Annotated in this window: 20 protein-coding genes; 13 read left to right on the plus strand and 7 right to left on the minus strand. The window is 67.2% G+C overall.

Annotated features, from left to right (window positions below; genetic code table 11):
* Positions 1 to 13 precede the first annotated feature (13 nt).
* The 13 genes from AC1RQK_RS07795 to AC1RQK_RS07855 all read left to right on the plus strand — a co-directional run bounded on the left by AC1RQK_RS07795 (position 14) and on the right by AC1RQK_RS07855 (position 14,607).
* On the plus strand, positions 14 to 1,261 hold the full coding sequence (locus AC1RQK_RS07795) for a branched-chain amino acid ABC transporter substrate-binding protein (RefSeq protein ID WP_492808336.1): 1,248 nt from the start codon (positions 14 to 16) through the stop codon (positions 1,259 to 1,261).
* Between the two features lie 116 nt (positions 1,262 to 1,377).
* Entirely contained in the window at positions 1,378 to 2,319 is a 942-nt protein-coding gene (locus AC1RQK_RS07800; RefSeq protein ID WP_492808338.1) for a branched-chain amino acid ABC transporter permease, read from the plus strand.
* A gap of 2 nt (positions 2,320 to 2,321) precedes the next feature.
* On the plus strand, positions 2,322 to 3,617 hold the full coding sequence (locus AC1RQK_RS07805) for a branched-chain amino acid ABC transporter permease (RefSeq protein WP_492370581.1): 1,296 nt from the start codon (positions 2,322 to 2,324) through the stop codon (positions 3,615 to 3,617).
* Entirely contained in the window at positions 3,614 to 4,372 is a 759-nt protein-coding gene (locus AC1RQK_RS07810) for an ABC transporter ATP-binding protein (protein ID WP_492370582.1), read from the plus strand. The genes AC1RQK_RS07805 and AC1RQK_RS07810 overlap by 4 nt, the downstream gene beginning before the upstream one ends.
* The gene (locus AC1RQK_RS07815) at positions 4,369 to 5,103 is read left to right on the plus strand and encodes an ABC transporter ATP-binding protein (protein ID WP_492808341.1); all 735 of its coding nucleotides are present in this window, start codon (positions 4,369 to 4,371) and stop codon (positions 5,101 to 5,103) included. Before AC1RQK_RS07810 ends, AC1RQK_RS07815 begins: the two co-directional genes overlap by 4 nt.
* A complete protein-coding gene (locus AC1RQK_RS07820; RefSeq protein ID WP_241754678.1) occupies positions 5,100 to 5,924 on the plus strand; it encodes an SDR family NAD(P)-dependent oxidoreductase in 825 nt (274 codons plus the stop codon). The genes AC1RQK_RS07815 and AC1RQK_RS07820 overlap by 4 nt, the downstream gene beginning before the upstream one ends.
* A 58-nt stretch (positions 5,925 to 5,982) precedes the next feature.
* Positions 5,983 to 8,172, plus strand: coding sequence for an alpha-ketoacid dehydrogenase subunit alpha/beta (locus tag AC1RQK_RS07825; RefSeq protein ID WP_492808343.1), 2,190 nt, complete (start codon positions 5,983 to 5,985; stop codon positions 8,170 to 8,172).
* A gap of 45 nt (positions 8,173 to 8,217) precedes the next feature.
* Entirely contained in the window at positions 8,218 to 8,706 is a 489-nt protein-coding gene (locus tag AC1RQK_RS07830; RefSeq protein WP_492370586.1) for a VOC family protein, read from the plus strand.
* Position 8,707: 1 nt separating this feature from the next.
* Positions 8,708 to 9,940 (plus strand): pyruvate dehydrogenase complex dihydrolipoamide acetyltransferase, encoded by a 1,233-nt coding sequence (locus AC1RQK_RS07835; RefSeq protein ID WP_492808345.1) that lies wholly within the window; start codon positions 8,708 to 8,710, stop codon positions 9,938 to 9,940.
* A gap of 10 nt (positions 9,941 to 9,950) precedes the next feature.
* Positions 9,951 to 11,351, plus strand: coding sequence for a dihydrolipoyl dehydrogenase (gene lpdA / locus AC1RQK_RS07840; RefSeq protein WP_492808347.1), 1,401 nt, complete (start codon positions 9,951 to 9,953; stop codon positions 11,349 to 11,351).
* 14 nt (positions 11,352 to 11,365) lie between these two features.
* A complete protein-coding gene (locus tag AC1RQK_RS07845) occupies positions 11,366 to 12,106 on the plus strand; it encodes an SDR family NAD(P)-dependent oxidoreductase (protein WP_492370589.1) in 741 nt (246 codons plus the stop codon).
* A gap of 127 nt (positions 12,107 to 12,233) precedes the next feature.
* Positions 12,234 to 13,682, plus strand: a complete 1,449-nt coding sequence (gene gabD, locus AC1RQK_RS07850; RefSeq protein ID WP_492808349.1) for an NADP-dependent succinate-semialdehyde dehydrogenase — start codon at positions 12,234 to 12,236, stop codon at positions 13,680 to 13,682.
* Between the two features lie 88 nt (positions 13,683 to 13,770).
* Positions 13,771 to 14,607 (plus strand): shikimate dehydrogenase family protein, encoded by an 837-nt coding sequence (locus AC1RQK_RS07855; RefSeq protein WP_492808351.1) that lies wholly within the window; start codon positions 13,771 to 13,773, stop codon positions 14,605 to 14,607.
* Between the two features lie 531 nt (positions 14,608 to 15,138).
* Here the strand turns inward: AC1RQK_RS07855 and AC1RQK_RS07860 are convergent.
* The 7 genes from AC1RQK_RS07860 to AC1RQK_RS07890 form a co-directional block, all read right to left on the minus strand.
* On the minus strand, positions 15,139 to 16,296 hold the full coding sequence (locus tag AC1RQK_RS07860; protein ID WP_492387146.1) for a CaiB/BaiF CoA transferase family protein: 1,158 nt from the start codon (positions 16,294 to 16,296) through the stop codon (positions 15,139 to 15,141).
* A gap of 125 nt (positions 16,297 to 16,421) precedes the next feature.
* Complete coding sequence (locus AC1RQK_RS07865) at positions 16,422 to 17,177, minus strand: lipoyl protein ligase domain-containing protein (RefSeq protein ID WP_492376762.1); 756 nt, start codon at positions 17,175 to 17,177, stop codon at positions 16,422 to 16,424.
* Between the two features lie 77 nt (positions 17,178 to 17,254).
* Complete coding sequence (locus AC1RQK_RS07870) at positions 17,255 to 18,031, minus strand: SDR family NAD(P)-dependent oxidoreductase (protein WP_492376761.1); 777 nt, start codon at positions 18,029 to 18,031, stop codon at positions 17,255 to 17,257.
* Positions 18,032 to 18,164: 133 nt separating this feature from the next.
* The gene (locus AC1RQK_RS07875; protein WP_253932168.1) at positions 18,165 to 19,277 is read right to left on the minus strand and encodes an acetoin dehydrogenase dihydrolipoyllysine-residue acetyltransferase subunit; all 1,113 of its coding nucleotides are present in this window, start codon (positions 19,275 to 19,277) and stop codon (positions 18,165 to 18,167) included.
* On the minus strand, positions 19,277 to 20,293 hold the full coding sequence (locus AC1RQK_RS07880; protein ID WP_006157630.1) for an alpha-ketoacid dehydrogenase subunit beta: 1,017 nt from the start codon (positions 20,291 to 20,293) through the stop codon (positions 19,277 to 19,279). The genes AC1RQK_RS07875 and AC1RQK_RS07880 overlap by 1 nt, the downstream gene beginning before the upstream one ends.
* A 60-nt stretch (positions 20,294 to 20,353) precedes the next feature.
* Positions 20,354 to 21,358: a thiamine pyrophosphate-dependent dehydrogenase E1 component subunit alpha gene (locus AC1RQK_RS07885; RefSeq protein WP_492808355.1), complete on the minus strand. Its 1,005-nt coding sequence runs from the start codon at positions 21,356 to 21,358 to the stop codon at positions 20,354 to 20,356.
* Positions 21,359 to 21,369: 11 nt separating this feature from the next.
* On the minus strand, positions 21,370 to 22,494 hold the full coding sequence (locus AC1RQK_RS07890) for an ATP-NAD kinase family protein (protein WP_492808357.1): 1,125 nt from the start codon (positions 22,492 to 22,494) through the stop codon (positions 21,370 to 21,372).
* Positions 22,495 to 22,685: the final 191 nt, after the last annotated feature.

A 22,685-nucleotide genomic window follows, 5' to 3' on the forward strand; every position in this document is an offset into this window, starting at 1 on the left:
CCAGGAGACACCCATGAGCGGTAGCCGCATTACCCGTCCTTTGTTCGCAGCCGCGGCACTCTCCGTGCTGGCGGGCACGGCATCGGCGGCGCCGGTGAAGATTGCGCTGGTCGAGACGCTGTCCGGCCCGCAGGCATCCACCGGCCTGATGTTCCGCGCAGCGGCGCGCTATGCGATCGACAAGATCAACGCCACCGGCGGCTGGAACGGCGAGCCGCTCCAGCTGGTCGAGTACGACAACCAGGGCGGCCCGGCAGGCGCGGCGGACAAGCTGAAGGCGGCCGTGGCCGATGGCGCCCAGATCGTCATTCAGGGTTCGTCCTCAGCCGTGTCCGGCCAGATCACCGAGGACGTGCGCAAGTTCAACCTGCGCAATCCGGGCAAGGAAATCCTGTTCATGAACGTCGGCGGCGAGGCGATGGAGCTGACCGGCGAGAAGTGCCACTTCTACCATTTCAAGTTCGCCACCAATGCGCAGATCCGCGTCAAGGCGCTGGTCGGCGCGATGAAGCCGCTCCATGCGCTGGGCACCCGCGTGTATTCGATCAACCAGAACTACTCCTGGGGCGTCGACATGGAAAAGGCCATCGGCGACTACGCCAGCGCCGGCGGCTACACGGTGGTGGAAAAGACGCTGCATGACGTGAACAAGGTGCAGGACTTCTCGCCTTATGTGGCCAAGATCGCTGCCGCCAAGGCGGACAGCGTGATCACCGGGAACTGGTCCAACGACCTGCTGCTGTTGATGAAGGCCAGCAAGGCGGCCGGCCTGAAGACGCGCTTCGCCACCGTGTTCCTCGACCAGCCGGGCAATATCGGCAACGCCGCCGACGTGGCGCTGGGCCACTATGTTGCCCACCCCTTCAATGCCGAGGCGGGTGGCGCCGACAGTGAGCGCTTCGCCAACGACTTCAAGGCCCGGCAGGGCCATATGCCCGCCTACATCGAGCCACAGACGGTGTTCGCGGTGGAGATGCTGGGCGAGGCGCTGAAGACCGTGAAGCCGGAAGGCGGCAAGCTCAACACCAGCGCACTGGCCAAGGCGCTCGAAACCGCCAAGGTCAGATCGCCGCTGGGCGAGATGAGCATGCGCGCCGCCGATCACCAGGTGCTGCTGCCGATGGTGGTGTCCGTGGTCGCCAAGGATGCGAAGTTCAAGGTCGACGGCACCGACATGGGCTTCAAGCCGGTCAAGACCTTCTCCGCCGCCGAGGCCGCCACGCCGGCCCAGGCCAGCTGCAAGATGCAGCGCCCCAGCTGATCCCCTGTCCAAGCCACCCTAGCAACATCAGCCATCGCCTGCGCCGCTGCGGCGCAGGCGATGGCAAGTACGGCCATGCGCCAGTTGGCCGCACAGGCTCGTTCCAAGGAAGCCTCATGGAATACCTCGTCGTCTCATTGCTTAACGGCACCATCTACGGCCTGCTGCTGTTCATGGTTTCCGCTGGCCTGACCCTCATCTTCGGCATGATGGGCGTGCTCAACTTTGCCCATGCGTCGTTCTACATGCTGGGCGCCTACTTTGCCTATACGTTGCAAGGCACGATCGGCTTCTGGCCGGCCATCGTGGTTTCGCCGATCCTGGTGGGACTGGTCGGGGTGGCGGTGGAGCGTTTCTTCCTGCGCCGAGTCCATCACCACGGCCACGCGCACGAACTGCTGCTGACCTTTGGCCTGTCTTTCATCATTGCCGAGCTGATCAAGCTGTTCTTCGGCAACTTCCCGGTGGATTACCGCATCCCGGCATCGCTGGACTTCGCGGCCTTCCACCTGGGCGTGTCCTCCTATCCCTTCTATCGCGTGTTCATGGGCGGCATCGCCGTGGCCATGTTCGCCGTGATCTACCTGCTGCTCACGCGCACCCGGGTCGGCATCGTGGTGCGCTCGGCGATCTACAAGCCGCGCATGGCCGAGGCGCTGGGCCACAACGTGCCGCTGGTCTTCATGGGTGTGTTCGGCATCGGCGCGGCGCTGGCGGGCCTGGCCGGCGCGGTGGCGGGCGCGTTCTACACCTCCAACCCGAACATGGCGCTGGAACTCGGCGTGATGGTCTTCGTCGTGGTGGTAGTGGGCGGCCTGGGATCGCTGGAGGGCGCCATGCTCGCCTCGCTGCTGATCGGGCTGATCACGTCGTTCTCGGTCGGCATCGATCGCAGCCTGGCCGACCTGCTGGCCTTGGCCGGAGCGGGCGCCTGGGCCGAGCAAGCCGGAGGGCTGATGACCCTGAAACTCTCCAGCCTGGCCGGGACGATCCCGTTCGCGCTGATGCTGTTGATCTTGCTGGTCCGTCCGTCAGGCTTGATGGGCGAGAAGGAGTAACCATGACCCACCTCTCCAACACGCAGAAGACCTTGCTGCTGCTCGGCACTGGCGCACTGCTGGCGCTGCCGATGGTGCTGTCGCAATCGCTGGTCAACGCGTCCATCCAGATGCTGATCGCGGTGCTGTTCGCGGCCTCGTTCAACCTGCTCAGCGGCCAGGGCGGCATGCTGTCGTTTGGCCATGCGGCGTACTTCGGCATTGGCAGCTTTGCCACCGTGCACGCCATGAACGCCTTTGGCGGCAACGGCCTGCTGCCCACGCCGCTGCTGCCGCTGGCCGGCGGCGCCATGGGCCTGGTCGCCGGCCTGGCCGCCGGCTGGTTCGCCACCAAGCGTACCGGCGTCTACTTCGCCATGATCACGCTGGCGCTGGCCGAACTGCTGCACTCGCTGGCGCCGCACCTGAAGGGCTGGTTCGGCGGCGAAGCGGGCCTGTCCACCATGCGCATGCCGGCGTGGGGCCTCGCCTTCGGCGACAGCAACCAGGTCTACTACCTGACACTGTTCTGGGTGCTGCTGTCGCTGGCGCTGCTGTACCTGTTCACGCTGACGCCGGTGGGCCGCCTGACCCTGGGCCTGCGGGAGAACGCCAACCGCCTGCGCTTTCTCGGCTATGACACGCACCGCCTCGGCGTGCTGGTGTTCGCCGTCTCGGCCATGTTCGCTGGCATCGCTGGCGCGCTGCAGGCACTCAACATGGAAGCGGCCAACTACGTGGTGTTCGAGTCATCCGCCTCCGCGGCGGTGGTGCTCAACAGCTATATCGGCGGCGTGAAGCTCTTCCTCGGCCCGGCGCTGGGCGCGGCGGTGATGACCTTCTTCGGCTATGCGGTATCGGACCTGACGCGCTCGTGGCTGCTGTACCAGGGCATCGTGTTCGTGCTGGTGATGATGTTCATGCCGACGGGCCTGGCCGGGCTGATCAAGTCCTTCGCCACGCACAGCAAGACCTATGGCCTGCGTGCGCTGCTGCCCATGGCGCTGGCATTTGTCGTCGGCACGTTGCTGCTCGCAGGCGGCACGGTGTTCACGGTGGAGATGCTGCAGCGCTTCTTCTCGCAAGACTACCGCTCCATGGCTGCCCTGAATGGTGGTGGCTGGCCCGCGATTGCACTGTTTGGCCGCGAATGGGATCCCATCTCGCCACTGACCTGGCTGGTGCCCGCGGCGCTGCTGGTGGCAGGCATCGCCACGGCCCGCCTGGCCAACGGCCGCTGGCTGCGCCTGAAGGACACCACCCCCGCCACCGACGCGCCCGCCACCGCGGCCACCAACGTCCGGAGGAACCCGGCATGAACACGCAAGCGATGCTCTCCCTGCGCGGACTGCGCAAATCCTTCGGCGACGTCGACATCATCCGTGGCGTGGACCTCGATCTCGTCAGTGGTGAACGCCACGCGCTGATCGGCCCGAACGGCGCCGGCAAGTCCACGCTGTTCCACCTGATCTCCGGGCGCCTGCCCCTGACCCAAGGCGAGATCATGCTCAACGGCGAGCCGATCCACGGCCTGTCGCCGCAGAGCATCAACCATCGCGGCCTGGCGCGCTCGTTCCAGATCACCAATATCTTCGCGGGCCTCACCGTTTTCGAGAACCTGCGCCTCGCCGTCATGCGGCGCCACGGCCTGCAATACACGCTGTGGAAGTTCGCCCACAAGGTGCGTGCCGTGCGCGACGAGACCCAGCACCTGCTCGAACAGGTGCGGCTGGCCGGGCGCGCACAAGCCATCGCCGGCGAGCTGTCGTATTCGGAGCAGCGCTCGCTGGAGATCGCCATGACGCTGGCCTCGGACCCGAAGGTCATCATGCTCGACGAGCCGATGGCGGGCATGTCGCAGGAGGAAACCGACTACACCGCCGGCCTGATCCGCGAGATCGCGCAGGGCCGCACGCTGCTGATCGTGGAGCACGACATGGACGTGGTGTTCTCGCTCAGCGACCGCATCAGCGTGCTGGTCTACGGCGAGATCGTCGCCACCGGCACGCCCGACGAGATCCGCAACAACGCACGCGTCAAGGAAGCCTATCTGGGCGAGGAGGTCACGGTATGAGCGCGCAGTCCGTACAAGACGCCGATCCGCTGCTGAGCGTGCAAGGACTGCACGCGCACTACGGCAAGAGCCACATCCTGCACGGCGTGGATTTCCGCGTTGGGCGGGCCGAAGTGGTAAGCCTGCTGGGCCGCAACGGCTCGGGCCGCTCCACCACGCTCAAGGCCATCATGGGCCTGGTGCCGCCAAGCGCTGGCCACATCAGGCTGCGCGGGCGCGATCTGGCCGGCGCGCAATCGTATGCGATCTGCCGGCGCGGCATTGCCTATGTGCCGGAAGAGCGCGAGGTCTTCGCCAACCTGACCGTGGACGAAAACCTGCGCATGGGCGAGCAGCGCGCCACCGAAGGCGCGCCGCAATGGACGTTCGAGCAGATGTTCGACTACTTCCCGCGCCTGAAGGAGCGCCGCAACACCAAGGCCGGCAGCCTTTCCGGCGGCGAGCAGCAGATGCTGACCATGTGCCGCTCGCTGCTGGGCAACCCCTTGGTGATCCTGATCGACGAGCCCACCGAAGGCCTCGCGCCAAAGATCGTGACGGTGGTTGGCGAGGCCATCCAGGACATTCACCGCCGGGGCGTCTCGGTGGTGCTGGTGGAGCAAAAGCTCGCCATCGCGCTGAAGGTATCGAGCCGCGTCTGCGTGATGGGCCACGGTCGCATCGTCTTTGAAGGCACGCCCGAACAACTCACCTCCAATACCCAACTTCTGAAGGACTGGTTAGCCGTATGAGCACCTCTTTGCCTATTGGATACCCGAACGCGCAGCCGTTTGCGCGCGCCAGCTACCCCGGCCTGGCCGGCAAGGTCGTGCTCAACACCGGCGGCGCCAGCGGCATCGGCCGCGCGATGGCGCATGGCTTTGCCCGGCACGGCGCGCGCCTGATGCTGCTGGACCTGGATGCGCAAGGACTCGCCAGCGCCAAGGCGGAACTGGAAGCGGCTTACCCGGAAGTGCAGGTCGAAGTCGTGAAGGCTTCGATCACCGACCCCGAGGCCGTAGAGCAAGCCTGCGCCGCCACCGAGGCCCGCTTTGGCCGCATCGACATCCTGCTCAATAACGCCGGCATCTCGATGAACAAGCCGTCGCTGGAACTGACGCCCGACGACTGGCGCCGCGCCATCGATATCGACCTCTCCGGCGTGTTCTTCTGCACGCAAGCGGCGGCGCGCCGCATGGTGCGCCAGGGCGGCGGCGCCATCCTGAGCACCGCGTCGATGTGGGGCCTGGCCTCGTCCGCACGTCGCCTGGCGTACTGCGCCGCCAAGGCAGGCGTGGTGTCGCTGACCAAGTCGCTGGCGGCGGAATGGGCCGAGTACAACATCCGCGTGAACGCGGTCTGCCCGGGCTACACCAGCACCGCGCTGATGGAAACGCTGCTGGCCAGCAAGGCCATCGACGGCGAGGCGCTGCTGGCGCGCACGCCGCTGCGCCGCTTTGGCGCGCCGGAAGAGATGGCGGAAGTCGCCCTCTTCCTGGCCTCGGACTCGGCCGCGTTCATCACCGGCCATGCGCTGGTCTCCGATGGCGGCTGGACCGCCGACGGCTTCTGAGCACGCAGTCCTCCAACACGATTGAAAGCACCATCGAACGGTAATCAAGGATTCTCAAATGTCTGAACGTAGCGCCCTGCGCCCCGCCGCCGAATGGGTGGAACTGCGCACCACCGATGAAGACTGGGCCAAGGCAGACCCGGCCCTGCTCGGCACCCTGCTGAGCCACCTGCACCTGATCCGCGGCTTCGAGGAAGCTGTGCTCGAACTCGCCGCCGAAGGCCTGGTCCACGGCCCGGCACACTCCAGCATCGGGCAGGAAGGCGGCGCCGCCGGCTCCATCGTGCCGCTGACTGGCGCGGACCAGATCAATGGCTCGCATCGCGGGCATCACCAGTTCGTCTCCAAGGCGCTGGGCTACCTCGCGCCCAACGGCATCGACCCGCGCGCGCCGCTGGCCGCGGACGTGCAAACGCTGCTGCAACGCACGCTGGCGGAAATCCTCGGGTTGGCGCAGGGCTATTGCAAAGGCCGTGGCGGCTCCATGCACCTGCAATGGGCCGAAGCCGGCGCGCTGGGCACCAATGCCATCGTGGGCGGCGGCGTGCCCATGGCCGCGGGCGCGGCGTGGTCGCACCGGCATGCCGGCACGGATGCGGTCGCCATCACCTACTTCGGCGACGGCGCGGTCAATATCGGCTCGGTGCTAGAGACCATGAACCTGGCCGCCGCGTGGAAGCTGCCGCTGTGCTTCTTTATCGAGAACAACCGCTACGCCGTCTCCACCACGGTGGAAGAGTCCACCGCCGAGCCGCGCCTGTCCGCGCGCGGCATGGGCTTCAATATCCCGAGCTGGAAGGTGGACGGCATGGACCCGCTGGCGGTGTACCTGGCCACGCAGGAAGCGCTCGCGAATATGCGTGCCGGCAAGGGCCCCACGATCATCGAAGCCGATCTGTACCGCTTCTTCCACCAGAACGGCCCCTTCCCGGGAAGCGCCTTCGGCTACCGCAGCAAGGAAGAAGAGCAGCAATGGCGCGCGCGCGACCCGCTCGAACTGATGGCGCGCCGCATGCAGGCGCGCGGCCTGATCAGCGCCGACGAGATCGCCGCGCTGCGTGAGCGCATCAAGCAAGCCATGCGTGACGCGATGGCCGCACTCACCGAAGCCGATCCTTCCGGCAAGCCGGGCAAGCGCCGCATCCGTCCCGAGCTGTGGCCGAGCCCGGACTTCCGCGACGTGGGCATCCGTGGCGACCTGAGCGAGCTGGCGGGCCTGCGCTGCGAGGAGGAGGCCGGCTTCTCCGGCAAGCTGGACAAGCGCAAGTTCATCGACGTGGTGGCGGACGTCATGCAACGGCGCATGGAGACCGATCCGTCGGTGGTGGTGATGGGCGAGGACGTGCACCGCCTCAAGGGTGGCACCAACGGCGCCACGCGCGGCCTGCGCGACAACTTCCCGGACCGCGTGCTGGGCACGCCGATCAGCGAGAACGCGTTCGTGGGCCTGGGTGGCGGGCTGGCGCTGGATGGCCGCTACAAGCCGGTCGTGGAATTCATGTACCCGGACTTCATGTGGGTGGCGGCCGACCAGGTCTTCAACCAGATCGGCAAGGCGCGCCACATGTTCGGCGGCGAGAGCGACGTGCCGCTGGTGCTGCGCACCAAGGTGGCGATGGGCACGGGCTATGGCTCGCAGCACTCGATGGACCCGGCCGGCATCTTCGCCACCAACCCGGGCTGGCGCATCGTGGCGCCGTCCACGCCGTTCGACTACGTGGGCCTGATGAACACCGCGCTGGCGTGCAAGGACCCGGTGCTGGTGATCGAGCACGTGGACCTGTACAACGCCTCGGGCGTAGGCCCCGTGGATGACTTCGACTATCACCTGCCGGTGGGCAAGGCGGCGGTACGCCGCGGCGGCAGCGACGTCACTGTCATCACGTACCTGTCGATGGTCGGCCACTCGCTCGAAGCAGTGGAGCAGACCGGTATCGACGCCGAGGTGATCGACCTGCGCTGGCTGGACCGCGCCAGCATTGACTGGGACACCATCGCGCAGAGCGTAAAGAAGACCAACAACGTACTGATCGTGGAACAAGGCGCGCGGGGCACCTCCTACGGCGGATGGCTGGCCGACGAGATCCAGCGCCGCTACTTCGACTGGCTGGACCAGCCCGTGCAGCGCGTGACCGGCGCGGAGGCCGCGCCGAGCATCTCCAAGGTGCTGGAGCGCGCCGCAGCCGCCCGCACCGAGGAAGTGGCCGAGGGCCTGCGCCAGGTGATGCGAGACAAGGGCGCGGCGTGAGACCGGATGCCTGCCTGGCCAACTGAACGAACCCAAGGAATACCAATGACACTGAACATGATTGTTCCCCTGGAGGTCGGCATCGCCGTGCGCGACCTGCCGCGCATGCGCCGCTTCTACGAGCAGGTGCTTGGCTTCGCCTTTGTCAGCGAAGTGGCCGTGCCTGCGGCAAGCGCCGTGCAGGCTGCCATGCACGCCGGCGGCTATACCGCCGTGCGCCTGCAAACCAGCTACGGAGAGCGCATCAAGCTGCTGGCCCCGGTGCAAGCGCCCGCACCTGCGGCAGCGCCCGAGTACATCCTCGACAAGGCCAACGCCACCTACCTCACGTTTATCGTGGACGACATCCAGGCCGCCGTCGACAAGCTGCTCGCGGCAGACGTGGAATTCCTGACCGGCCCGCAGCGCATCGAAGTGCGCCCCGGCACGTACCTCGCGTTCTGCCGCGACCCCGAAGGCAACGTGCTCGAGATCGTGCAGTACGCGGATATCGCGGCTTATCGCCCCGACCTGCAACAGCCGAGGACTGCCTGACATGGCCACCCTGCTACGCATGCCCGAGGTGGCGGCCAATGCCACCCAGGCCACGCTGCAAGCGTGGACCAAGAACGAAGGCGATACGATTGCCGTGGGCGACTGCATCGCCGAAATCGAAACCGACAAGGCCGTGGTCGAGCTCAATGCCGATTCGGCCGGCGTGCTCGCCCGCCGCCTGGTGGCGGCCGGCCAGGGCGTGGAAGTGGGCGCGCCCATCGGCGTGCTGCTGGTCAATGGCGAAACCAGCGTGGATGTCGATGCGCTGATCGCCGCAGCCGGTGGCAGCGCGCAAGCGCCGCGGGCCGAGGCGGCATCCGCCGGCGAAGCGGTTGCTGCTGCCACGACTGCCACGCCGCAGGCCGCGCGCATCTTCGCCAGCCCGCTGGCGCGCCGCCTGGCGGCGCAGCGCGGGCTGGACCTCGCGGCATTGCGCGGCAGCGGCCCCAATGGCCGCATCGTCAAGCGCGATATCGAGCAGGCCGCCGCGGCTCCCGCCGTTGCCAGCGCACCTGCCGTTGCGCGCCCCGCCGCACCGCAAGCCCGGGCCAGCGATGCGTTCACCGAAATCCCGCACAGCAATATGCGCCGCACCATCGCGCGCCGGCTGAGCGAGAGCAAGGCCACCATCCCGCATTTCTACCTCACGGCGGATTGCCGCATGGAGCAGTTGCTGGCGCTGCGCGCGCAGATCAACGCCAATGCGCCGCGCAAGATCTCGGTCAACGACTTCATCGTGCGCGCCGTGGCGGTCGCCTTGCGCGAGGTGCCGGCGGCCAACGTGGGCTGGACCGACACGGCGATGCGCCAGTATCGGCAGGCCGATATCGCGGTAGCGGTATCCACGGACGCCGGCCTGATCACCCCCATCGTGCGCGCTGCCGATACCAAGCCGCTGTCCGTCATCAGCGCCGAAATCGCCGACCTGGCCACGCGTGCGCGCGCTTCGCAACTGCGCCCCGAGGAGTACCAGGGGGGCAGCTTCAGCGTGAGCAACCTGGGCATGTTCGGCGTGTCCGAGTTCTCCGCCATCATCAATCCGCCGCAGGCCGCCATCCTTGCCGTGGGCGCCACGCAAGCGGTGCCGGTGGTGGAAGACGGCGAGCTGAAGGCCGGGCAGGTCATGCGCTGCACGCTCTCGGTAGACCACCGCGCCATCGACGGCGCACTGGCCGCGCAATGGCTGGCCGCGTTCAAGCGCCTGCTTGAAAACCCCTTGTCGATGCTGATCTAAGGACCATGACGTGGCGAACTCCGCATTTGACCTGATCGTCGTGGGCGGCGGCCCGGGCGGCTACGTGGCCGCCATCCGCGCCACACAGCTAGGCATGAAGACCGCGCTGGTCGAGAAAGCGCACCTGGGCGGGATCTGCCTGAACTGGGGCTGCATTCCCACCAAGGCGCTGTTGCGCTCCGCCGATGTGCTGCGGCTGGTCAAGGACGCAGCGGCCTACGGTGTGCATGCCGCGCCGCCTACCGCCGACCTGCCGGCCATGGTGGCCCGCTCCCGCGCGGTGGCCGCGCAACTCAACAAGGGCGTGGCCCACCTGATGAAGAAGAACGGGGTGACCGTGCTCAACGGCCACGGACGGCTGGCGGGCAGGGGCACGCTGGAAGTCACCGCAACGGATGGCACGATCAGTACCGTTTCATCCGCCCACATCCTGCTCGCCACCGGCGCACGCGCCCGCCAGCTGCCCGCGCTGCCGGGGGACGGCAAGACGGTCTGGACCTATCGCGAGGCGCTGGCGCCGCCCGTGGTGCCAAAGCGCATGCTGATCGTTGGCGCCGGTGCCATCGGCATCGAGTTCGCCAGCTTCTATCACGCGGTGGGTGTCGAAGTGACGGTAGTGGAGATGGCGGAGCGCATCCTGCCGGTGGAGGATGCCGACATCTGCGCGCAGGTGGCAAGCAGCCTGACCCGGGAAGGCATCGTGCTGCATACGGGCACCGGCATCAAGAGCGCTGAGCGCAAGGGGCAGGGCTGGTCCTTCGAGCTGCAAGGCGGCAAGTCCGGCGGCGCGAGAGTCGACGTCGACGTCGTGCTGGTGGCGGCAGGCATTGTCGGCAACGTGGAAGGCCTCGGCCTGGAGCAGACCGCCGTCAAGGTCGAGAAGACGCATATCGTGACCGACGGCTTCGGCCGCACCGATGAGCCTGGCGTGTACGCCATTGGCGACGTGGCGGGCCCGCCATGGCTGGCGCACAAGGCCAGCCACGAAGGCGTGATCTGCGTGGAGCGGATCGCCGGGCTGCATCCGCATGCGCTTGATGCCACACGTATTCCGGCCTGCACTTACAGCCATCCGCAAGTGGCGAGCGTGGGGCTCACCGAGGCACAGGCCAGGGAGCGCGGCCATCCCGTCAAGGTCGGCAAGTTTCCTTTCGTCGGCAATGGCAAGGCCATTGCCATGGGCAGCACCGCCGGCCTGGTGAAAGTGGTATTCGACGCTGGCAGCGGCGAACTGCTCGGCGCCCATATGGTGGGCGACGAGGTCACCGAGATGATCCAGGGCTACGCCATCGCGCAGACGCTGGAGACCACCGAGGCCGACCTGATGGCCGCCGTCCTGCCGCACCCGACCATGTCCGAGGCCATGCACGAAGCCGTGCTCGCGGCCTACGGGCGCGCACTGCATATCTGAACACGGGAGACAACATGTACAACTTCGATCAACGCACGCTGCTGCTGACCGGCGCCAACGGCGGCATCGGCCGTGAGACGGCCAAACTGTTCCTGGCGCACGGCGCCAACCTGGTACTGACGGATCTGGACGAAGCCGGTGTCGCCGGATTTGCCCGCGAACTGGACCCGAGCGGCGAGCGCATCGCCACGCTGCGCATGGACGCCGCCAGCCCCGACGATTGCGAGCGCGCCGTGGCGCTCGCGCAGGCGCGCTTCGGTGGCATCGATTTCCTGGTGCCGTCGGCAGGCTTGTACCAGGCCCAGCCAGTGGCCGAGATGAGCGACGCGCAATGGCGGCAGACGCTGTCGATCAATCTCGATGGCGTGTTCTATCTTGTGCGCCGCGCCATTCCCGCGCTGCGCGAGAACAGCGCCATCGTCAACCTGACGTCGGTGGCGGCACACCGGGGCGCTTACTACAATGCGCACTATTCGGCCTCCAAGGGTGGCCTGCTCAGCCTCACCCGCAGCCTGGCGCGGGAACTCGGGCCGCGCACCCGCGTCAATGCTGTATCGCCGGGCGTGATCGAAACCCCCATGACCACCGAGCTGATCCAGAAACGCGGCGCCGATTCCGTTGAGCAGACACCGCTCAAGCGCCTCGGCCAGCCGCGCGAGATCGCCACCGCCATCGGCTTCCTGTGCAGCGACGCGGCCAGCTTTGTCACCGGCGAGGTGCTGCACGTCAATGGCGGGCTATACATCGCGGGTTGAATCGCGGGTTGAATCGCGGCTTGATCATCCCTCCGGCGGCCAAACGAGATCGCCGGATCCTGCTAACCTGCCGTCAGCGGCGCTGCGCCGAATCCCCCCCACATCGCTACGGAACCGGAACCAGACCATGTTGCAACTCCAAGACCCCTCCCTGCTGCGCCAGCAGTGCTATATCGATGGCCGCTGGACCGATGCGCAGCGTCATATCGACGTGACCAATCCCGCCACCGGTGAGCGCGTCGGCCAGGTGCCGCTGCTGGGCGCCGACGAGACGCGCCAGGCCATCGAGGCCGCCAACCGCGCCCTGCCGGCCTGGCGCGCGCGTACCGCCAAGGAACGCTCCGCGCTGCTGCGCAAGTGGTTCGAACTGCTGCTGGCGAACCAGGACGACCTCGCCCGCATCATGACCGCCGAGCAAGGCAAGCCCTTTGCCGAAGCCCGCGGCGAGATCGGCTACGCGGCCTCGTTCATCGAGTGGTTCGCCGAGGAAGGCAAGCGCGTCTACGGCGAGACCATTCCCGCACCGGTCAGCAACCAGCGCATCGTCGTCACCAAGGAACCGGTAGGCGTGTGCGCGGCCATCACGCCGTGGAATTTCCCCGCGGCCATGATCACGCGCAAGGCCGGCCCGGCGCTGGCGGCAGGTTGCACGATGGTGGTCAAGCCCGCCTCGCAAACCCCGCTGACCGCGCTGGCGATGGTGGTGCTGGCGGAACGCGCCGGCATTCCCGCAGGCGTGCTGTCGGTCGTCACCGGCTCGGCTGCCGCCATCGGCGGCGAACTCAGCAGCAACCCGCTGGTGCGCAAGCTCACCTTTACCGGCTCGACGGAAGTCGGCCGTACGCTGATGGCGCAGACGGCGTCCACCATCAAGAAGGTCTCGATGGAGCTGGGCGGCAACGCGCCCTTCATCGTGTTCGAGGATGCCGACCTGGATGCCGCCGTCGAAGGCGCCATCGTGTCCAAGTACCGCAACGCGGGACAGACCTGCGTCTGCGCCAACCGCCTCTATGTGCACAGCAAGGTCTATGACGCGTTCGCCGAAAAACTGGTCGCGGCGGTACGTGCGCTGAAGGTGGGCAACGGCATGGAAGACGGCGTGCGCATCGGACCGCTGATCGACGGCAAGGCCGTGATCAAGGTCGAGGAACATATCACCGACGCGATCTCCAAGGGCGCGCGTGTGCTGCAAGGCGGCAAGCGCCACGCGCTCGGGCAATCGTTCTTCGAGCCTACCGTGCTGGCCGACGTGACGCCCGGCATGCTGGTCGCGCGTGAAGAAACCTTCGGGCCGCTCGCGCCGCTGTTCCGCTTCGAAACCGAGGACGAAGTCGTCGCCATGGCCAACGACACGGAATTCGGCCTGGCGAGCTATTTCTACGCCCGCGATCTCGGCCGCGTGTGGCGCGTTTCCGAGCGGCTGGAGTACGGCATGGTCGGCGTCAACACCGGCCTGATCTCGAACGAGGTAGCGCCCTTCGGCGGCGTCAAGCAATCGGGCGTGGGCCGCGAAGGCTCGCACTACGGCATCGAGGACTACCTGGTCATCAAGTACACGTGCATGGCCGGCATCTGAACCATCGCCATGCCCGCGGGACGGCGCTGCCGTCCCGCCTCCCACGCCCTTCTTCCTCTCCCTCTTCCACGTTACCCAGAATCCCGCAATGCAGATCGATGGCAATACCCAGCTTGTCGGCATCATCGCCGCCCCCATCGCGCACGTGCGCACGCCGCAACTCTTCAATGCCTCGGTCGGCCGCCAAGGCCTGAACGCCGTCTGTGTGCCCTTCCATGTGGATGCGGCGCAATTGCAGGCATTCCTCGCCGGCGCGCCGGCCGCGCAAAACCTGCAAGGTCTCGTCGTCACCATGCCGCACAAGGAGGCGGTGGTGGCCATCTGTGGCGAACTGACCGATGCCGCGCGCCTGCTCGGCTCCGTCAATGCGATGCGCTTTGACCGCCAGAAGGGCTTTTGGGTCGGCGGCAATTTTGATGGCGACGGCTTCGTCGCCGGCCTGCGCGAACGCGGCCACAGCCTGTCTGGCAAGCGCGTGCTGCAGCTTGGCGCCGGCGGCGCCGGCAAGTCGATGGCCTACGCCATGGCTCGTGAGAACCCGGCCGAACTGGTCATCTACAACCGCTCCGCCGACAAGGCGCAAGAGCTGGCGGCAAGCCTGAAAGCGGTGCTGCCGACCGTCTCGATTCGTGCCGGCGACCACAATCCCACCGGCTTCGACGTGGTTGTCAACGCCACCGCGCTCGGCTTGCGCGATACCGACGCCACGCCGCTCCCCACTGCGCAACTAGCCGCAGGCACGCTGGTCTGCGAGGCCGTGATCCGCGATGGCGACACCCCGCTGCTGAAAGCCGCGCGCGAACGCGGCTGCGCGGTGCATCACGGCCAATGGATGCTGTATGGACAGATCGTGGAGATCTCGCGCTTCCTGGGCGTTGCGCTGGCGCCGGAGTTTGTCGAGCGGATCCTGGGGCCGGCGGACTGAGCGCGAGCACGGCGGTGCAGCGAACGCCCGCCCTCTCCCCCACCCCTCTCCCGCAAGCGGGAGAGGGGAGCAAACCGGTGGATGGCAAACGGTAGCGCGCCGGCCGATGCCGCCCCGCGCGAAAGCCCAAACGCGCGATATCCGAGGACGAAAGCAAGAGCGCTGCCGCCAGACGCCGATTCGGTGTAGCCGTGCGGAGCGCCCCCACGGGCGGGCCGCACCAACCCGCGATGCGAAGCGAGCCGTCAAGGTGTACCAGGCCGTATGGGGCGCCTCGTCGGCAGGCAAAAAGAGCGGAAAAGAGGGACCCATGTCTGAGTATCGCCCTAAGGCGATGCGAGTTTGGGTCCCGGCCGCTCTTTTTGTCTGCCGACGAGGGGAAGTCGCCCCATCCGGCGCGCCTTCTTTGCCTACTTTCTTGGCAAGACAAGAAAGTAGGTCGCCGCCCCGCAGGGGTGGTGAAACTGCCTTTGACTTTAAGCCTTTGACGTTGACTTTGAACGGCAAGCAGTCCCAACAGCAATATCAAATTCAAATCACCCCATCCCTGCGCAATCCCCCAATCACCTCCCCCGTCACCCCCCAATCCCGCAACACCGCCTCGCTATCCGCACCAGGCTCCGCAGGCGCCTGAGGCACCCCCGCCGGCGTGCGGCTGAAACGCGGCGCCGGCGCCGGCTGCATCACCCCGTCGATCTCGATAAATGTCTCGCGCGCCCGGTTATGCGGATGTTGCGGCGCCTCGTCCCAGTCCAGGATCGGGGCAAAGCAGGCGTCGCTGCCTTCCAGCAGCTCGCACCACTGCGCGCGCGTGCGGGTGAGGAACAGCGTGGTCATGCGGGCCTTGAGCTCGGGCCAGTGGCGTTTGTCGAGCTGCTTGTCGAAGAGCGGATCGTCCAGGCCGCAGCGCTCGCGCAACAGCGCGTAGAACTGTGGCTCGATGGCCCCCACCGCGACGTACTTGCCATCCGCGCAGGCATAGGTGTCGTAGAAATGCGCCGCCCCATCGAGCAGGTTGTCGCCGCGCTGGTTGGTCCAGCGCCCGGCGGCCTTGAAGCCGTACATCATGGCCGACAGCAAGGCCGTGCCGTCGGTCATGGCGGCGTCCACCACCTGCCCCTTGCCGGAGTTGCGGGCTTCGTTGATGGCGCACATCACGCCAAACGCCAGCAGCATGCCGCCGCCGCCAAAGTCGCCAACGTAATTGAGCGGCACCACGGGCGGCTCCCCCGCCCGGCCAATGGCGTGCAGGGCACCGCCGATGGCGATGTAGTTGATATCGTGGCCGGCGGCCTGGGCCAGCGGGCCGTGCTGGCCCCAGCCGGTCATACGGCCGTACACCAGCGCCGGATTGCGCGCCAGGCAAGGCTGCGGCCCCAGGCCCAGGCGTTCCATCACGCCGGGGCGGAAGCCTTCGATCAGCACGTCGGCCTTGGCGATCAGGTCCAGCACGACCTCGGCCGCGCCGGGCTTGCGCAGGTCGATGGCCAGGGAGCGCCGGCCGCGCGCGGTCACGTCGCAGCGCGCGCGGCCTGCGCCGGTGGCCGGCGCCTCGCCGGGATTGGCCGGGCGAGGGCGGTCGATGCGAATCACTTCGGCGCCCTGGTCGGCCAGCATCATCGCGCAGAACGGCGCCGGGCCGATCCCAACCATTTCCACCACTTTCAGTCCAGCCAACGGTCCCGCCATGTCCTGTCTCCGGTTGTGTGCTCCCGCAAGGGAAGCGTCTTGCCGGTCAGTTTGCCACGCTCGCCGGGATGTGGAATCGTCAATAACGACGAATACGCGAACACGCGCGCAACAACGGCCCGGGCCTAGGCCGGGACCGTTGCCGCGAAAGCCGGCGGCGTCGCGGCAAGCGCCTCGGCGAGCGCTTGGGACGTGCGCTCGCCGAGGTCGCCGGGTACCGGCTGCCCGCTGTCGGCCAGTGCCTGGGCCACGCTGACCACCTTGTCGGCACGGTAGTGGCGCCCGCTACCAATGGCGGCCTCGAAATCGTTGGCGCGGCCATTGATCTCCTGAGGATCGGCGCTGACCAGCAGCACGGCGTGCGCCAGCACCACGTGCAGGCTGGCGTCATCCGCGCCCGCCACGCGGCGCCAGTATTGCGCCGTGCCGGCAATCTTGCGGGCCCGCTCCGGCGGGCCCCAGGCCAGGTTGAAGCGGCCGTCGCAAAACGACCCATCCACCGCTTGCCAGTGCGTCTGCAACCCAAGGCGGCTCAATGCGGCGGCCAGCACCTCGCACAGATGCAGATAGGCCGGCTCGGCATGGGTCCCGGCGCCGCCGCGCACCGGATACGCCAGGCTCAGGTTGACGATGCCCGGGCCCTGCGGCACCAGCCCGCCACCTGACAGGCGCAGCCAGACCGGGCAGCCACGCGCGGCAAAGTCGGCGCGCGCGGCCTCCAGTTGCGCATGCCGCAGGTAGCTGCGCGGCACCACCAGCGAAACCGGCGCCTGCCACAGGTGCGCCAGCCAGCGGCCGGCGGATGCCTGCTCCAGCAGCGCCTGCTCGGCGTGCAAGGGATCGAGGTCGGTGGGATCGGGATCGAGGAATTCAAATCGCATGGCATGACCGGTAAGCGCCGGGGCGGAACGCGCAACGGCACGCGCACACGCCGGGCCGCACCGCGGCCCGGTGCCGGTCAATGGAAGGTGAAGCCACCGTCGACGTTGACCGACTGCCCGGTCACATTGTCCATGGTCGCGAAGAACAGCGCCATCCGGCCCATGTCTTCCGGCGTCTGCGCCCGCCCCTGCGGGATCAGCGTGAGCTGGTGGCGGGCCCAGGAATCCTCCACCGATTCGCCTTGCGCCTTCCATTCGTCGGAGAGGCGATCCCACATATATGTGCGCACGATGCCGGGGCAGATCGCGTTGACGGTAATGCCGTCGCGCGCCACTTCCTTGGCCAGGGCGTTGGTGAAGCCAACCACCGCGAACTTGGAGGCGCTGTAGTGGGCAAGGTTGGGGAAGCCTTCCTTGCCGGCGATCGAGGCGACGTTGATGATCCGGCCCTTGTGCTGGGCTTTCATGTGTTCCAGCGCGGCCTGGCAACCGAGGAAGGTGCCTTTGGCGTTGACGTCCATGACAAAGTCCCAGTCGCGCTCGCTGAGTGCGTCGACAGGGTGGATACTGATGACGCCTGCGCAGTTGACCAGGATATCCAGGCCGCCGAGCTGGTCGAGTGCTTGCCTGACCATGGCGCGGTGCATCTCGGGTTTTGTCACATCGACCTTGAGGGTGCTCACCCGGCGGCCGAGCGCGCGCACGTCTTGCGCGGTTTCGCGCATGGCGTCTTCGAGCAGGTCGGCGATCAGGATATCAGCGCCGGCTTTGGCGAGTGTCAGGGCGATGCCGCGGCCGATGCCGCGCGCGCCGCCGGTGATGACGGCGACTTGTCCCTTCAGGGGTTCGTTCATGGGTGGTCTCCTAGCCTTGTTTTGTTGATTTTCTTCAGTGCATGCAGCCACGCAATGCGTCGCGCGACGCGCTGGCCTTCTCCCCTCTCCCGCTTCATGGGGGAGGGGAGCAAACCAGCGGGACTCCGCTTCGTCAGCCGCCGATATGCCGCTTGAGCAGCGCGTTGACTTCGTTGGCTTTCTCCATCTGGCTCATATGGCCGGCATCGTCGAACACCTTCACCGTCGCGCCGGCTGGCGCGTTGGCCGCATGCGACGCGGGGATGATCTGATCCTGCGCGCCCCAGATCACCAGCACAGGCTTGCCGGTATCGCCCAGCCTGTGACCGGGCAGTTCGGTTTGCCGGCCGCCACCGAACAGGCTGGCACCTAGTGTGCCGAGCGCTTCCGTAATGCCGTCCAGCCGCTTGTACTTGAGCAGGTCGTCCAGCATCTGGCGGCTGACCAGCCCGGCATCGGCGAACAACAGTTCCACCACCGGCTTGAGGTCGCGGCGGGATTGCGCGTTGACGAAGCCTTCGGTGTACTGGCTGTTGACCTCCTCGCCAAGGCCCGCCGGCGATACAAGCGCGACCGAGCGCACGCGTTGCGGCGCGTCCACCGCCAGCTGCGCGGCTACGCCGCCGCCCATCGAATGGCCCACCAGGTGGGCCTGGCCGATGTCGAGTGCATCCATGAAATGCGCGACGAACCCTGCCAGCGATGCGAGCGTGGTGCCGGGCAGCCTGGGGGTGGCGTGTCCGTGCGCCGGCAGGTCCAGCGCGATGACGGTGTGCGCATCGGCCAGCGCATCGAGGTTGAACAGCCAGTTGTCCAGGTCCCCGCCGAAGCCATGGATGAACAACACGGTGTCCGCACCCTCGCCGCGCTTTGCGTAGCGCGTGCGGATGCCGTCGACTTCAATGAACTGATAGGCCGAGGCGGCAGCGCCCTCCTCTTCCTCATCGGCCGCCGGCGTTTCATAGGCGGCGACAAAAGCGTCGATGTCCGCGTCGCTGACCTCGGGCGGCGCCAGCACGCCCAGCAGTGCCTTGACCGGCAGGATGTCGCCCACGGCCGCCACCTTGCGGCGCAGGGTGCCGGCGTCCGGCGCTTCCACCGCGTTGGCGATCTTGTCGGTCTCCACGTCGAGGATCGGCATGCCGACCGTGATCTGCGCGCCCTCCTCGACCAGCCAGTCGTTGATCGTGCCTTCTTTCATCGACAAGCCCCATTTGGGCATGACGATCGGGGTGATCTCGGCCATCAGTGTTTCCCTCCTTTCACGGTCTTGCGCGCGGCATCGGCGATGTGCGCCGCGCTGGGGATGTAGAGATCTTCCAGCGCGGGCGAGAACGGCACCGGCGTATGCGGCGGGCAGACCATCTCGATGCCGGCCTTGAGCGCGCCGAACGCGCGCTGCGCCACCTGTGCCGAGATGTCGGTGGCGATGTTGCAGCGCGGGCTGGCTTCATCCACCACCACCAGGCGGCCGGTGTGTTCCACCGACTCCAGTACCGTGTCGATATCCAGCGGCGAGAGCGTGCGCAGGTCCACGATCTCCGCTTCGATGCCCTCCTTGGCCAGTGTCGCCGCCGCCTCCAGCGCGCGGTGCACCATCAGGCCATAGGTGACGATGGAAACGTCCTTGCCGTCGCGCACGATGTTGGCCTCGCCAAAGGGGATCGCGTACGAGTTCTCCGGCACCTCGCCTTCGAAGCCATAGAGATTCTTGTGCTCGCAGAAGATGACGGGGTCGTTGTCGCGGATCGCCTGGATCAGCAGGCCTTTGGTGTCATATGGCGTGCTGGGGCACACCACCTTGAGGCCGGGGATATGCGTGAACAGCGGCGTGAGCATCTGGCTGTGCTGGGCGGCTGCGCGAAAGCCCGCGCCCACCATGGCGCGGATCACCACCGGCGTCTCGGCCTTGCCGCCGAACATGTAGCGGAACTTGGCCGCCTGGTTGAAGATCTGGTCGAAGCACACGCCCATGAAGTCGATGAACATCAGCTCGGCAATCGGGCGCATGCCGCAAGCCGCGGCGCCGATGGCCGCGCCCACATAGGCGGATTCGGACAGCGGCGTGTCCAGCAGGCGGTCGCCGTGCTTGGCGTACAGGCCCTTGGTCACGCCGAGCACGCCGCCCCAGGCGTCCTTCTCGCCGTCCGCGCCGGCGCCGCCGACGATGTCTTCGCCGAGCATGATCACGCTCGGGTCACGGGTCATTTCCTGGTCGATCGCTTCGTTGATCGCCAGCTTCATGCTTAATTTGCGGGACATGGTGTGGTCTCCTGATCGTGCTTGCTGTCGTTATGTCTCGGAATGGCTGAGGGCGCGCGCTTAGTAGCTGACGTACACATCGGTCAGCAGGTCGGCGGGCGTGGGGAACGGCGCCGCCTTGGCCTGCTGCACGGCGTCCTCGATCAGCGCGGCAACCTGCTCGTCGATGGCCTTGAGTTCGTCCGGCGCGATCACCCCTGCCTGGGTCACGGTGGCGGTGAACTTCTTCAGGCAGTCCTTGTTGGCGCGGATGTCGTCGAGCTCGCCGGAGGCGCGATAGGTTTGCGCGTCGCCTTCGAAGTGGCCGTAGAAGCGGACCATCTTGCATTCCAGCAGGGCCGGGCCACCGCCTTCGCGGGCCCGCTTGATGACTTCGCCCGCCGCCTCATGGACCGCGAAGAAATCCGTGCCATCCACCGTCACGCCGGGGATGCCGAAGCCGGCGGCGCGGTCCACGTAGCTGTCCACCGCGGTGCCGTAGTCGCGCGCGGTGGATTCGGCGTAGCCGTTGTTCTCGATCACGAAAATTACCGGCAGGTTCCACACCGCGGCCAGGTTCAGGCTTTCCAGGAACGTGCCCTGGTTGGACGCGCCATCACCGGCAAAGGTGATGCCGATCTCGCCCTTGCCGCGAAACTTGGCGGCCAGCGCGGCGCCGCAGACCAGCGGCGCGCCCGCGCCCAGGATGCCATTGGCGCCCATCATGCCCTTGGACAGATCGGCGATATGCATGGAGCCGCCCTTGCCATTGCAGGAGCCACCCTTGCGCCCGTAGATCTCCTTCATCATCGCCACCGGGTCGACGCCCTTGGCGATGCAGTGGCCGTGGCCGCGGTGGGTGCTGGCGATGCGGTCGCCGTCGCCCAGATGGTGCAGGATGCCGACCCCGGCGGCTTCCTCGCCGGCGTAGAGGTGGACGAAGCCCGGGATGTCGCCGCGCCCGAAGTCCACGTGCAGGCGCTCTTCGAAATCGCGGATGGTGCGCATCCTGCGATAAACGGCGAGCAGTTCCTGCTTGTCGAGGGGCAGCGTGTTCCCGGTGGTACCGGATGCGTTGGCTGTCATGTCTGTCTCCTTCATGGTTTTGTGGTGGCGGTAGAAAGCTCGGTGAGTGGCTGGGGTGGGGAATGCTGTGGTGGCGGGGGTGGCGGCGCGCGCCCGCTGCGCATCAATCCGGCGGCGGCGGCATAGCGCATGCAGGCCGCCACGTCGATGCTCAGGAAGGCGCGCTCACGCAGCGTCACCGTGACTTCGTCCTGCGGGCCGAACACCAGCTCGCGCTCGCCGTCGAGCGCGACGATGCCGGCGCGCTGGCGCACGCGGTGCGCAACGCCGTCGGTCAGGCGTTCCCAGCCCGCGATAGGCACCGCGCGCAGCAGGCCGGGCGCAATCGGCGCGTGCAGCGCGAAGCGGCCTTCGCCGTGCGCGGCCAGCTCGATCGCCAGGCCGCCGGGCTCATGCCTGCCCACGGGTTCCAGCAAGCCGCCGATGGCGGACAGCCCAATCGCCTGCGGATCGGCGAAGGACACGTAGACCGCGCCCAGCGTTTCGGTCTTCCACAAGGCGCGCGCGCCGATGAAATGCTCGTGGGAAATCACGGCGTCGACCAGCGCGATGTCGTGGCGCACCTCGCCCTCGCCGGCAATCGTGATATCGAGCCGCTTGTTGCCGGCCAGCGCATGCGCGGCGGGAATGCGGCCGCTGGCAAACAGCCCCGTGGCCAGCCCGGTGATGGTGGGCTCGCGCATTTCGGGGTAGGCGTTGTTGGTGCCGGTGGAGATGCCGGCAATCGGCACGTTGCCGCATTCGCGCACCACCGCGCGGTGGGTGCCATCGCCACCGAGCACGATAATGGCGGCAACGCCCGCCTCGCGCAGCATGCGTGCGGCCAGGAAGGTGTCGTCGACGCGCGCGGTGACCGGCATGTCAAGGTATTCCACCTCCGGCAGCGCGGCGTCCGGCCCCTGGCGGCGCGACAGGTGGCGCGCCAGCAGCACGCGCATGCCCTCGCGGTCCGGCATCATCAGCACGCGCCCAACCCCGCAGGCAGCCAGCGCGGCCAGCAAACGCAGCACGATATTGACGCGATCGGCCAGTTGCAGCGTGTTGGCGTTGGCGATTACGCGGCGGATATCGCGTGCGGAAATCGGGTTGGCGATGATGCCGACCAGTGGCCGGCCGGCCAGCGCTTGCTCACCCATGCCTGTCTCCTGTCTTTCTGGTTATGACAGGCATATCGCAACGGCCGTGCCACCCCGCATCGGCACGCCGGAGACGGCAAAAACTCGGGATTACCCCAGGTAAATGCGGGGCGCGCAGGGACTTTGCGGGCCATGCGCACGCCGCAGCGTGACAGGTGTCACAGCATCATGTGTAAAGGGGGTGAACAGGT

The organism is Cupriavidus sp. GW822-FHT02D05, from assembly GCF_058802485.1.